General features: G+C 59.4%; 13 protein-coding genes. All 13 read left to right on the top strand.

Annotation, left to right across the window (positions count from 1 at the left end; all coding sequences use genetic code 11):
* Positions 1 to 9 precede the first annotated feature (9 nt).
* The 13 genes from CVV65_RS08775 (at position 10) to CVV65_RS08715 (ending at position 12,729) form a co-directional block, all read left to right on the top strand.
* Positions 10 to 738: a sigma-70 family RNA polymerase sigma factor gene (locus CVV65_RS08775; RefSeq protein WP_100667803.1), complete on the top strand. Its 729-nt coding sequence runs from the start codon at positions 10 to 12 to the stop codon at positions 736 to 738.
* A gap of 14 nt (positions 739 to 752) precedes the next feature.
* On the top strand, positions 753 to 2,183 hold the full coding sequence (locus CVV65_RS08770; RefSeq protein ID WP_157935446.1) for a flagellar assembly protein A: 1,431 nt from the start codon (positions 753 to 755) through the stop codon (positions 2,181 to 2,183).
* A gap of 44 nt (positions 2,184 to 2,227) precedes the next feature.
* Positions 2,228 to 2,695, top strand: a complete 468-nt coding sequence (locus CVV65_RS08765; protein WP_100667801.1) for a hypothetical protein — start codon at positions 2,228 to 2,230, stop codon at positions 2,693 to 2,695.
* A 127-nt stretch (positions 2,696 to 2,822) separates the two neighbouring features.
* Complete coding sequence (rpsB, locus tag CVV65_RS08760) at positions 2,823 to 3,518, top strand: 30S ribosomal protein S2 (RefSeq protein WP_100667800.1); 696 nt, start codon at positions 2,823 to 2,825, stop codon at positions 3,516 to 3,518.
* A 97-nt stretch (positions 3,519 to 3,615) separates the two neighbouring features.
* Positions 3,616 to 4,266 carry a translation elongation factor Ts gene (gene tsf, locus CVV65_RS08755; RefSeq protein ID WP_100667799.1) on the top strand — a complete coding sequence of 217 codons (651 nt, stop codon included), beginning with the start codon at positions 3,616 to 3,618 and terminating at the stop codon, positions 4,264 to 4,266.
* Between the two features lie 89 nt (positions 4,267 to 4,355).
* Entirely contained in the window at positions 4,356 to 5,081 is a 726-nt protein-coding gene (gene pyrH, locus CVV65_RS08750; protein WP_100667798.1) for a UMP kinase, read from the top strand.
* Positions 5,082 to 5,110: 29 nt separating this feature from the next.
* Complete coding sequence (gene frr, locus CVV65_RS08745; protein ID WP_215811068.1) at positions 5,111 to 5,632, top strand: ribosome recycling factor; 522 nt, start codon at positions 5,111 to 5,113, stop codon at positions 5,630 to 5,632.
* Positions 5,633 to 5,664: 32 nt separating this feature from the next.
* Entirely contained in the window at positions 5,665 to 6,459 is a 795-nt protein-coding gene (locus CVV65_RS08740) for an undecaprenyl pyrophosphate synthase (protein ID WP_232796569.1), read from the top strand.
* A gap of 13 nt (positions 6,460 to 6,472) precedes the next feature.
* Positions 6,473 to 7,297 (top strand): phosphatidate cytidylyltransferase, encoded by an 825-nt coding sequence (locus tag CVV65_RS08735; RefSeq protein ID WP_157935445.1) that lies wholly within the window; start codon positions 6,473 to 6,475, stop codon positions 7,295 to 7,297.
* Between the two features lie 188 nt (positions 7,298 to 7,485).
* Positions 7,486 to 8,652 (top strand): 1-deoxy-D-xylulose-5-phosphate reductoisomerase, encoded by a 1,167-nt coding sequence (locus CVV65_RS08730; RefSeq protein ID WP_100667795.1) that lies wholly within the window; start codon positions 7,486 to 7,488, stop codon positions 8,650 to 8,652.
* Positions 8,653 to 9,891 (top strand): RIP metalloprotease RseP, encoded by a 1,239-nt coding sequence (gene rseP, locus CVV65_RS08725; protein WP_100667794.1) that lies wholly within the window; start codon positions 8,653 to 8,655, stop codon positions 9,889 to 9,891.
* A 33-nt stretch (positions 9,892 to 9,924) separates the two neighbouring features.
* Positions 9,925 to 11,004: a flavodoxin-dependent (E)-4-hydroxy-3-methylbut-2-enyl-diphosphate synthase gene (gene ispG, locus CVV65_RS08720; RefSeq protein ID WP_100667793.1), complete on the top strand. Its 1,080-nt coding sequence runs from the start codon at positions 9,925 to 9,927 to the stop codon at positions 11,002 to 11,004.
* A gap of 21 nt (positions 11,005 to 11,025) precedes the next feature.
* Entirely contained in the window at positions 11,026 to 12,729 is a 1,704-nt protein-coding gene (locus tag CVV65_RS08715; RefSeq protein WP_100667792.1) for a proline--tRNA ligase, read from the top strand.
* Positions 12,730 to 12,766: the final 37 nt, after the last annotated feature.

Below are 12,766 nucleotides of genomic sequence, written 5' to 3'. Positions count from 1 at the left end.
GGCGGGACGATGGAGAAACCTGGTGTACAGTCCGACCCCTTGGACGTCACCCTTTATTTGCCCATGGTTGAAAATATAGCACGCCGGTTGAAATCCCGGTTTAAGCCAGCAGCCATGGAAGACTTGGTTTCCTTTGGGATGCTCGGGTTGTTGGAGGCAGCCCGGCGGTACGACCCGGGGCAGGAAACTCCTTTCGAGGTGTTTGCCAGACTGCGGATACGCGGCGCGATGATCGACGGCGTCCGGGCCGAGGGCCCGGCGTCCAGGAGGCGCTGGGAACGGGTTAAGAAGGTTCAAGAGGCTTATGAGCGCTTGTTTTCCAAGGGGAAATCTGGCAGTGATGAAGAGGTGTGTCAAGAACTGGGTGTGGACCGGGGGACGTTTATCGGGTGGTTGGAAGAGTTTGAGAGGTTCCATCCGATTTCTTTGGACCACGTCATACATACCGAGGACGGGGAGTCTTTCCGTATTGCCGATGCGATCCCCGATCCCGAAGGTGTGGATCCGGCGCAGACGGTGTCCCGCCAGGCCATCCGACAGCTGTTGGCTGAAGCGATCACATCACTTCCTGAGAGAGAGCAGTATGTCCTGTCCCTACACTATATTGAAGGATTGTCGTTTCGGGAGGTCGCTGCTGTTCTCGGGGTTACGCCTGCCCGGGTCAGTCAACTCCACTCGAAAGCTCTTCTGCGGTTGAGAAGCCGGTTGGCGCAGCATCGGGCAGATTTGATGGAGTGATGGGGGAGCGAAGGATGGGGCAGGAGCGGGAACCGGACATCGGAAGCGTGCTGGAGGTCGAAATCGGTCTGGACGGTTTGGCGGCCCGGGCCCGGTGGAAACCTGGTACACGTCCGGAGGAACGGGCCAGGTGGAACAGCGCGGACGTGGAATCTTTTTTGGTGAAATCCGGTATTCATTTCGGGGTGGCTGAGGAGGGACTGACGAGGCTTCTTAATGTACGGGCCGATGACGAGGCGGGTTGGGTGGAGGTCGCCCGGGGGATTCCACCGGAACCTGGACAGCCCGGTCGGATTGAGTGGCTGACGCAAGATTCCAAGGCGGAGGGAGCGCAAGGGGAACCCCAGGACCCCAGCGGGGCGAATCGCGTGGATTTGCGTGATCGCGGCGGCATTCCATCGGTGTCCCCCGGAACACCTCTTGTACGCGTGGTGCCCCCGATTCCTGGGAAAAACGGGATGAGCGTCCGAGGGGTGTCGATACCCGCCCCGACGCCCGGGGCGATCACTGTGGTTCTGGGCCCGGGTGCCCAGTGGAACGAGGATCATACAACAGTTTTGGCCCGGGTGGCGGGCCACCCGGTGTACAACCCGCGGCGCAGATGGATCGATGTTCAGCCGATGTACCGGGTTCAGGGGGACGTGGATTACGGAGTCGGCCATGTCTCTTTTGAAGGAAGCCTCCATATCGGCGGTTCTGTTCAACCCGGATTTCGGGTGAAAGCGAGCGGAGATGTGGTCATTGACGGGGCCGTGGATGGCGGCATCGTCGAAAGTGGCGGCGATGTGAAGGTGGGTGCCGGCATCTACGGGGGCACCCGAGGGTCTGTGCGGGCCGGGGGCTCCGTTCAGGCGAAGTTCATCCAACAAGGGCGGGTATCCGCAGAATTAGACGTCGTGGCCGAGCGCAGCATCCTCCACAGTGAGACCACGGCGGGCCGGGATATCCAAGTCATATCCCCGGCGGGCACCATTGCCGGTGGGACGTGTACAGCGGTACATCGGATCCGGGCCGCAGTCCTGGGTTCTCCCATGGCCGTCCCCACCACTGTGGCCGTGGGGCTCCCGCAAACTGTTCGGGATCGTTGGCGAAGCGTTCAGGAAGAGCTCCGCCGGATAGACGGCCAGCGATCGAAACTGCGCCTTGCCATCCAGGTTCTGGAGAAACGGTTGCAGGTGCGCCAGGATCCGGGGGCAGTGGGGATGATACAAAAGCTGCAGCGCGATTTGGCCGAATTGGACGAACGAATCCAGGAGAGTCGACTCGAACTGCAGATGATTGCCGAAGATATGCGGCAGTTTCAAGATGCTGCCGTATCTGCTCACAAGGTGTACCCCGGCGTGAAAATCATCATTGGCAACGCCATGTATACGGTGATCCAGGAGATGGACCGGGTGCGTTTTACTTTGGACGGGGGTGAAATCCGGGTATCTTCGGAGGGATGAACTCCCGCGGGCTCAGGCTTGTCGATCGCGGAGGAGGGGTGAGTATGGACCCGCAGTGGGAGGAATTGATTCGCCGTATTCAGGAGGAAAATGATCTTCTGCTCGATGAGATCGAGCGTCTTCTGGAGGAACGGGACGAAGCCATTCGCGCCCTGGAGCAAAAGATCCTTCTACTGGAACAACAGTTGAAAAGCCGGATGCCGAGATCCGGGGACAGCGCGGTCCCGCCCGGGGGACAAAACCCGGCTGAGGGAAGAGCGGACCTGTCTCAGGATTCTGGGGGCAGGGCCGAGATCCACCTTGGGGAAGACCGCGCTCGGGGGTACCCGGGTGGAGAGGAGTTGCCGGGATTCACTGCGAGAGTTTCCCTGTCGATGGAGGAGTGGGCGAAACGATCCGGCCGGGGAGTCGGAGAGGTTCAACTGATGGCGGCACTCGCCGAGCGGCGCCGGCGGCGCCCCATCGGAACTCAAAGTAACCAGAAGACGGCAACGCCGGATTGCAACGGCTGAGGTGAATATGCTATAGTTACGGTTGGCACAATTCCACACGTGCGCAGATCAGGCCGGTGGTGCCCAAGGGTCCCGGTCGGGGATGAAGTGTGCGGAGGTGCAAAAACCAACTGAGGGGGAACAAGTCATGGCCATTATTTCAATGAAGCAGCTTTTAGAGGCCGGGGTCCATTTCGGCCACCAAACCCGCCGGTGGAACCCGAAGATGCAAAAGTACATTTTCACGGAGCGCAATGGGATTTATATCATCGATCTGCAGAAGACAGTGAAAAAGGTCGAAGAAGCTTATCAGTTCGTTCGCTCCCTCGCTGAGGAAGGCAAGACCTTGCTTTTTGTGGGAACGAAGAAACAAGCCCAGGATTCGGTACGAGAGGAAGCGGAACGATGTGGAATGTTTTATGTCAATCAGCGGTGGCTCGGAGGCACGCTGACGAATTTTCAAACGATACGCCGGCGGATTGACCGCCTGCACGAGTTGGAGCGGATGGAGGAAGACGGCACTTTCGAGGTCTTGCCGAAGAAAGAGGTTAACCTTTTAAGAAAAGAAAAGGAGCGCCTTGAAAAGTTTTTGGGCGGGATCAAGGGGATGAAAGATCTGCCCGGAGCCTTGTTTGTCATCGACCCCCGGAAAGAGCGGATTGCCGTGGCGGAGGCGCGCAAACTCGGGATTCCCATCGTGGCCATCGTGGACACGAACTGCGACCCCGACGAAATTGACTACGTCATCCCAGGCAACGACGATGCCATCCGGGCGGTGAAACTGCTTACCTCGAAGATGGCGGACGCCGTCCTGGAGGGAAGCCAAGGCGAACAAACCGCGTGATCGCAAAGTTCCAAGGGTGGTTGAAGAGGGCCGCCCGCCCCCCGTCCACCCTTTTTTTGTGATAATTTCCGAAGAACTCGTAAGGAGGAGTGGGATCGTGGCGATCACTGCCGCACAGGTGAAAGAATTGAGGGAACGAACCGGCGCCGGGATGATGGACTGTAAAAAGGCGCTCACCGACGCCGAAGGGGACATGGATAAGGCCATTCAACTGTTGCGGGAGAGAGGTCTGGCGGCCGCTGCGAAAAAGGCCGGCCGGGTGGCAACGGAGGGGTTGGTGGAAGCGTATATTCACGGAGGAGGGCGCATCGGCGTCCTTGTCGAGGTTAACTGCGAAACCGACTTCGTCGCCAACACCGATGAATTCCGGAGCCTGGTCAAAGACATCGCGATGCAAGTGGCTGCGTCCCGTCCGGAATACGTCCGTCGGGAAGAGGTTCCCGCCGAGGTGATTGAAAAAGAGAAGTCCATCTACCGCGCCCAAGCCGAGGCGGAAGGAAAGCCGGCGGCCATCGTGGAACGTATGGTGGAGGGGCGGTTGGAGAAGTTTTACAAAGAAGCTTGCCTGTTGGAACAACCTTTTATCAAAAATCCAGATATCACGGTTGAACAATTGGTGAAAGAAAAGATCTCGAAGATCGGGGAGAACATTTCGGTCCGCCGATTCGCCCGTTTTGAACTGGGCGAGGGCTTGGAGAAAAAAGAAGAAAACTTTGCCGAAGAGGTCATGGCTCAGGTGAAACGGTGAGGGGCACCCGACCGCTGGCCGGGGGGTGCAACCGATAAGTCCGGGTCGAGGTCTAAGGAGACAGACGGTGGTCGGGGGGTTGGCGGAAGGTGCAGCCGAAATACGCGCGGGTGGTCCTGAAGCTCAGCGGCGAAGCCCTTGCCGGGGACACGGGTTACGGCATTGATGGGGCTGTCTTGGCTTCTGTGGCCAGGCAGGTGCGGGAGATTGTGGAACTCGGAGTCCAGGTGGCCGTGGTGGTGGGAGGGGGGAACATATGGCGGGGCGTGTCCGGCACCGCGCAGGGAATGGACCGCGCCACCGCCGACTACATGGGCATGCTGGCCACAGTGTTGAATGCCCTGGCCTTGCAGGATGCGCTGGAAAAGATAGGGGTGGACACCCGGGTACAGACATCCATTGAGATGCGGCAGGTGGCGGAGCCGTATATCCGACGCCGGGCGATTCGGCACCTGGAAAAGGGCCGGGTTGTGATTTTTGCCGGCGGCACGGGGAATCCGTATTTCTCGACCGACACCACAGCGGCGCTGCGGGCGGCGGAGATCGAGGCAGACGTGATTCTCATGGCGAAAAACCGGGTGGATGGCGTGTATGACGCCGATCCGGCGAAAAACCCAGGTGCGAAAAAATTTGCAACCCTCAGCTTTCTTGACGTCTTAAACCGGGGGTTGGCGGTGATGGACTCCACCGCCACTTCCCTCTGCATGGATAACGACATTCCGATCATCGTCTTCGCCATCACCGAAAACGGCAATATCCGACGGGCCGTGCTCGGCGAGCCGATCGGAACCACGGTTTGGAGGGAACAGCGGTGAGCGACCTGTTGAAACAGGCCGAGGAACGGATGAATAAATCACTTCAAGCGCTGAAAAAAGAATTTGCTTCCGTCAGGGCGGGAAGGGCGACGCCGGGGTTGTTGGATAAGGTCACCGTCGAATATTACGGAACCTCTATGCCGATTCACCAATTGGCGAGCATCACCGCCCCGGAACCCCGTCTGCTGGTGATCCAGCCCTGGGACAAGGGTGCCCTCGCCGAGATCGAAAAAGCTATTTTGAAATCGGATTTGGGACTGACGCCCACCAATGACGGGCAAGTGATTCGTTTGGCCATTCCCCAGCTTACCCAAGAACGGCGGCAAGAATTGGCCAGGATGGTGCGCAAACTCGCCGAGGAATCCCGGGTGGCCATTCGCAATATCCGGAGGGAAGCCAACGACGAGATCAAGAAAAGCGAGAAAGACGGCTCGGTCTCTGAGGATGAGGGCCGGAGGCTGCAGGAGCGGATTCAAGGGTTAACCGATCGATTCATTGAGGAGATCGACCGTCTGTTGGCCGCCAAGGAAAAGGAAATCACTGAAGTCTGACGGAAAGACGTCCGACGAAAGGCGTGGGGTGGATGAATCCGAGATGGGGAATGCGAAAGGGTCAACCGCTATCCTCTCTGCACGTGAATTCGGGCAATCTTCCGCGCCACGTAGCCATTATCATGGATGGCAACGGGCGGTGGGCACACCGGCGGGGATTGCCCAGGGTCGCGGGGCACCGCGCGGGGATGAAGGCCGTGAAAGAGGTCACCCGGGCAGCGGATGAGATCGGGATCCAGGTGTTGACCCTTTACGCGTTCTCGACGGAGAATTGGAAACGGCCTCGGGAAGAAGTGGATTACCTCATGCGACTGCCCCAGGAGTTTCTGGATCGGGAGTTGCAAGAGTTAGACGAACACGGGGTACGGGTCCGCCTCATCGGGGAGACGGATGGCCTTCCGCCTCACACCCTGCGAGCGGTGGAGGCGGCCATGGGACGCACTCGAAACAATACGGGTCTCATTCTGAATTTCGCGCTCAACTACGGGGCTCGGGCTGAGTTGGTGAATGCCGTTCGGTCGATCGCCCGCCGGGTTAAGGACGGGGAACTCCGTCCCGAGGACGTGGACGAAGCCACGATTTCCGCTGCTCTGCAAACGCGTGAACTGCCTGATCCCGATCTGTTGATTCGCACCAGCGGAGAACTCAGGATCAGTAATTTTCTATTGTGGCAAATTGCCTATTCCGAACTATGGTTCACCGACGTGCTATGGCCGGATTTCACCCGAGAGCATCTGTTCGAAGCCGTCCGAGCTTATCAATCCCGACAGCGCCGGTTTGGCGGGGTGGACAGTCTCCCGCCTTCAGATGTGCACAGCGGACAATAAGGAGTGCGGACGGGTGTTGCGACAGCGTGTCATCACGGCGGTGATCGGCGGCGGCGGATTTTTCGCGATTTTGTATCTCGGTGGGCCTTGGATCGTCGTATTTATCGGCATCGTGGCCGCTTTGGCTTTCGGGGAATGGATCCACCTGAAAGGGGTGCCTTTATGGTCCCTCCCCGCCGTCTTGGGCTTTGCTGCGCTGGAAGGTATTTTTTTCTTAACCGGCAGCGAAGGGGGACTGCTGCAGTGGGTTTGGCCGGGAAGTGTCGGGTTTGATCTCGACGAGGCGGTATGGGTGGTGGTTGTCCTCTTTGTTCTGATTCCGGTATTGATCCGGAATGAGCAAACGGTATTAGATACTGCGTTTACCCTCCTCGGCGTATTGTATCTGGGGATCTTTTTTAGGGATTTTACGTGGCTCCGCCTGTCCGGGGAACACGGGCTGGCGGTGTGTACCCTTGTGCTGTTATCCGTTTGGGCCACGGACAGCGCGGCCTATTTTGTGGGCAGACGCGTGAGGGGACCGAAGCTCGCTCCGGTCCTCAGCCCCAATAAAACCTTGAGTGGAAGCGCGGCGGGGATTTTAATTTCTCCGGTGCCCGCTTTGGTGTTTTTCGCCGTCGACATCCGGCCCTATTCCTTACCGGGAATGGTCGTCCTCGGGATGGTGGCCTCTTTCGCCGGTCAGGTGGGGGATCTGGCGGAGTCCGCGGTGAAGAGGGCATTCGGCGCAAAAGATTCCGGAAACCTACTCCCCGGCCATGGCGGTGTGCTGGACCGGTTCGACAGTTTGTTGCTGGCGGGTTCGGTGGCTTATCATCTTCTGGGGTATTTACGTTAACGCCGGGCGAGGGCATTGCCTCAACTGGTGCACGATGATCATGACCGGGATCCCGGATGGGAGGCCGGTTTTTTTGTCGTGATTTTTGCCACTTCCCCATGGTGGAGCCGGGGGGGCGGCTGTGTTACACTGTAGAGTACAGGCGGATCAGAATGACTTGCCAACCGACCTGCCGTTGGGGTGAAGGAATGAGCAAAGGCGTAGCGATACTTGGATCGACGGGTTCTATCGGTCGAAATACGCTCCGGGTGATAGCTGCCCAACCGGATCGCTTTACAATCAAAGCTTTGGGGGCGGGGCGGAACGTGGATCGATTGGTGGACCAGGTCCACCGGTTTCGTCCGGAGTTGGTGGCCGTGACGGATGCGCGAACCGCCGAGGAAGTAAAGGCGAGGGTTCCGGCCGGGGTGAAGGTGTATTGGGGAGAAGAAGGGCTAACCTCCGTCGCCACCCATCCCGGAGTCCAGATCGTGGTATCCGCTTTGGTGGGATTTGTGGGGTTGGTCCCCACGTTGCGGGCGATTCGGGAAGGCAAACGTATTGCGCTGGCCAACAAAGAAACCTTGGTGGCTGCGGGAGAGTTGGTCATGAACGAAGTCCGCCGCTGGGGTGCCGAGCTCCTGCCGGTGGACAGCGAGCATTCGGCGATTTTTCAGTGTCTGAACGGAGAGAGGATCTCAGAAGCGGCGCGCCTGTGGCTCACCGCGTCCGGGGGCGCCCTCAGGGATTGGACCCGGGGACGGATGGAAAGCGCCCGGGTCGCCGACGTTCTTCGTCATCCCAACTGGACAATGGGTCATAAAATTACCGTAGATTCGGCTACCCTGATGAATAAAGGCCTGGAGGTCATCGAAGCCCATTGGTTGTTCGGCGTTCCTTACGAGCAGATCGAGGTGGTGATTCATCCCGAGAGCATTGTCCACTCGGCGGTGGAGTTCGTCGATGGTTCCCTGGTGGCCCAGATGGCCATTCCTGACATGCGCATTCCGATCCAGTACGCTCTGTCTTTCCCCGAGCGATGGCCGGGGGCGGTGGAATCCCTGCGTTTAACCGAGATCGGGAGTTTGCATTTTCATCCTCCGGATTGGGATAGATTTCCCTGTCTCAGCTACGCCTATGAAGCGGGGAGAAGCGGGGGCACGATGCCGGCGGTACTGAACGCCGCAAACGAGGTGGCGGTGGAATGGTTTTTGCGCGGCCGAATCCCGTTTCTCGCCATTGAGGAAACGGTCCGTCGAGTGATGGACATGCACGATCCCGTCCCCCACCCGGATCTTGAAGCGATTGTGCAGGCGGATGCATGGGCCCGCAAAACCGCCTCCTGTGTGGCGGAAAAAGGAAAGGTGGCACGTTGAATGATCGGCGGTGTCCAAACGGCTGTGGCGGCGATCGTGATCTTCCTGTTGCTGGTGGTTTTCCATGAGTTCGGGCACTTCTATGTGGCGAAGCGGGTGGGGATTTTTGTTCGGGAGTTCGCCGTCGGCTTCGGACCTAAACTTTTCAGCCGCCGGTGGGGAGAAACGGTCTATTCGGTTCGGGCTCTCCCCCTCGGAGGGTTTGTCAATATGGCTGGGGAGGGGCCGGAGGATTACGGTCTGGAATCGGGGAAAAGCATCGCCGTGCGCCTCGATGGGGCGGGACAGGTCGAGGCCTTTGGCGATCCCCGGGCGGTGGGCCAGGCGGACTTCGTGGGGCGCCTGGTCTCCGGGCCGAGTCGTGACGATTACTCTTTGCGCATTGAGGGAGAGGACGGAACCCGGCGATACGTCTTAGGGCCAGGGGCGGTACTTCACGCCGAAGGCGGCGCGATTCCCTTGGCTCCCTACGATCGGCAATTCATGGGAAAACCGGTTTGGGCCCGGGCGACGACGATTTTTGCGGGTCCACTCATGAATTTTGTTTTGGCGGCGGTGATTTTCGCGGTCTATTTCACGGTTGCCGGCGTGCCATCGGGGCCGGATGTGGCAAAGGTTCTGCCGGATTCCCCGGCCATTCGGGCCGGCATCCAGCCGGGAGACCACATCGCCGCCGTAAATGGCGAGCCGGTAAACTCTTGGGATCAGCTTGTTAAGACCGTGCAGTCCCGGCCGGACCAGCGGGTGGTCCTCGATGTCGTCCGGGGGAACCAGCATCTGCAAGTCACGGTGACCCCAGAGATCCGCGGCGGGGTCGGAGTGATCGGAATCAGCCCGGTACTGGTCCATAACCCCTTGGCGTCCATTGGGCTCGGGATTAAACAGACCTGGGATATCTCCGTTCAGATTGTGCAGGCCTTCGGCCGAATGATTACCGGGACTCTTGCGCCCGAAGTGGCCGGGCCGGTGGGGATCGTGGCGATGATCGGGGAACAGACCCGGGAGGGCTTGATGAATCTGCTGACCTTGACGGCCCTGCTGAGCATTAACTTGGGGATCATCAACTTGTTGCCCATTCCTGCCCTGGACGGCAGCCGATTGGTGTTCCTGTTGGTCGAAGCGGTGCGGGGCCGGCCGGTGGACCCACAAAAGGAGAGCATGGTGCATCTGGTCGGGTTTGCCCTGTTGATGGTCATCGTGGTCCTGGTGACGTACAAAGATGTGACGCGACTGTTTTAGGGTCGGGGGGAATTGGAGAAGAGGGGAGACAGCATGGTGAGAAGGGAACACACCCGCCCGGTGCGGGTGCGGGACGTCCAGATCGGCGGAAGCGACCGGGTGGTCATCCAGTCGATGACCACCACGGACACCCGGGATGTCCAAGGAACTCTGGATCAGATCCGGAGGCTGGAGGAAGCCGGCTGCCAAATCGTGCGCCTCGCCGTGCCCGACATGCGGGCCGCCGAGGCGCTCGGGGAGATCCGCAAGGGAACGGATATGCCCCTTGTGGCAGATATTCATTTTGACTGGCGCTTGGCGCTTACGGCGATTCGGAATGGCGTGGACAAGGTGCGAATCAATCCCGGGAATATCGGCTCGGCGGACAAAGTCCGGGAAGTGGTCCGGGCGGCCAAGGAGCGGGGGATCCCTATTCGAATCGGTGTCAATTCTGGATCTGTGGAGCGCCATCTTCTTGAAAAATACGGCTATCCCTGTGCCGAGGCCATGGTGGAAAGCGCCCTGGGTCACGTGCGGATTCTGGAGGAGCACGGATTTTACGATATTGTGATTTCGCTCAAATCCACCGATGTGCCCACGGCGATCCGGGCCTATGAGATGATGGCCGAACGGGTGGAATATCCGCTGCATGTCGGGATTACCGAAGCGGGCACCGTTTTCGCCGGAAGCATCAAATCCGCAGTGGGCATCGGGGCGATTCTCGCCAAGGGCATCGGCGATACTCTCCGCGTCTCCCTCACCGGAGATCCGGTGGAAGAGGTGAGGGTGGCCAAAGAAATTCTAAAATCCCTCGGGATTGCGGCGGACAGCCCGGTCATCGTTTCTTGTCCTACCTGCGGGCGTTGCGCCATCGACTTGATCGGGATCGCGAACCGCGTCGAACGGGAAATCGCGGACCTGAAGGTGCCGCTGAAGGTGGCGGTGATGGGATGCGCGGTGAACGGCCCGGGTGAGGCCCGGGAGGCGGACATCGGAATTGCGGGCGGCCGGGGCGAAGGACTCTTGTTCAAAAAAGGGGAGGTCGTCCGGAAGGTTTCAGAAGATCAAATCGTGGACGTCCTGCTGGCAGAGATTCGGGAAATGGCCGCCCGGAAAGAGCAGGATCGGGGGTAAAGGAAAGATGGAGGTCGTTCGATGAGACAAAGTCACTTTTTTGTTCAGACTTTAAGGGAGGTGCCGGCGGAAGCCGAGGTGCCCAGTCACCGGCTGATGCTCCGAGCGGGGATGATTCGCCAGGTGGTGTCTGGCGTCTATTCATACCTTCCCCTCGGGTACCGCGTCCTGCGCAAAATCGAAGCCATCGTCCGGGAGGAGATGGACCGGGCGGGGGCACAGGAAGTTCTGCTCCCCGCGGTCCAACCCGCCTCTCTGTGGCAAGAGTCCGGTCGCTGGGACGATTACGGGAAGGAGTTACTCCGCTTCGAGGACAGGCACGAACGGATGTTGGTACTCGGACCGACCCACGAAGAGGTCATCACCGATCTGGTGCGCACGGAGGTCAGGTCCTACCGCCAATTGCCGGTGACCTTGTATCAGATTCAAACCAAATTTAGAGACGAAGTTCGTCCCCGGTTCGGGGTGATGCGGGCCCGGGAGTTCATCATGAAAGATGCTTATTCTTTCGATGTCGACGAAGAGGGTCTGGATCGGAGCTATCGGGCCATGTATCAGGCCTATGAGCAGATTTTCCGCCGCTGTGGCCTGGAATTCCGCGTCGTCCAAGCCGATCCCGGGGCGATTGGCGGAGAAGGGGGAAGCCACGAATTCATGGTGCTCTCCGAGGTGGGGGAGGACACGATCCTCGTCTGCCCGGCCTGTGATTATGCGGCCAACGTGGAGCTGGCATCGGGAAAGGTGGCCGGCGAAGACGGGCGAAGGTCAGTGTCCGAAAAAGAGCGGTTTCTCACCCCCGGCGCCAAGACGATCGAAGAACTTCGGGACAGATATGGCCTCGACCCGGAGACCATCATTAAAGTCCTGGTCTATCGGGTGGACGACCGCCCTGTAGCGGTGGCGATTCGGGGCAACGACGAGGTCAACGAGGTGAAATTGAAGCGGCTTCTCGGGGCCCGGCGCGTGGAATTGGCCGACGAGGAGACTGTGAGAGCGCTCACCGGAACCGGGTTCGGGAGCGTCGGGCCGATGAATTTGAACATGCCTTTGGTGGTGGATGATGCCGTGGCGTCGATGCCCGAAGGGGTCGCTGGGGGCAATGAGCCGGATGTCCATTATCGCCACGTGGTTCCCGGTCGAGACTTCAACTGGGATAGCCGGGGAGACATCCGGACGGCCCGGGCTGGGGACAGATGTGTGCGGTGCGGGGCGCCATTGGAAGAATACCGGGGAATTGAAGTGGGTCACGTGTTTAAACTGGGCACCAAGTACAGCGAAGCCCTGTCCGCCTCGTTTCTCGATGAACGAGGTGTTCAGCGCCCGGTGATCATGGGTTGTTACGGGATCGGCGTGTCCCGGCTGATCGCCGCCGCAGTGGAGCAGCACCACGACGACAAAGGGATCATGTGGCCAATGCCTATCGCACCTTTTCACGTTCACGTGCTTCCGGTGAATCTCAAGGATGCGGCCCAGCGGGACGCGGCCGAGCAGCTTTACACCCGCCTAGAAAATGCCGGTATCGAAGTCCTGTTGGACGACCGGGATGAGCGGCCCGGTGTCAAGTTTAATGATGCCGATCTGATGGGGATACCGATTCAACTCATCGTCGGAAAACGGATCTCCGAAGGACTGGTGGAGATGAAACGGCGCAAGACTGGCGAAGTCACCTTATTGTCTCCGGACGAGGCCGTGCGGGCGGCGGTAGAGGCCGTTCGCAGCGTATGAGCGAACGCCGCGGGCCGGTGAAAACCTCCGAAGGGGG

The organism is Kyrpidia spormannii (assembly GCF_002804065.1).
Taxonomy (GTDB): domain Bacteria; phylum Bacillota; class Bacilli; order Kyrpidiales; family Kyrpidiaceae; genus Kyrpidia; species Kyrpidia spormannii.
Note: the sequence above shows the minus strand (reverse complement) of the source record. Positions and strands in the feature narration are given on the sequence as shown.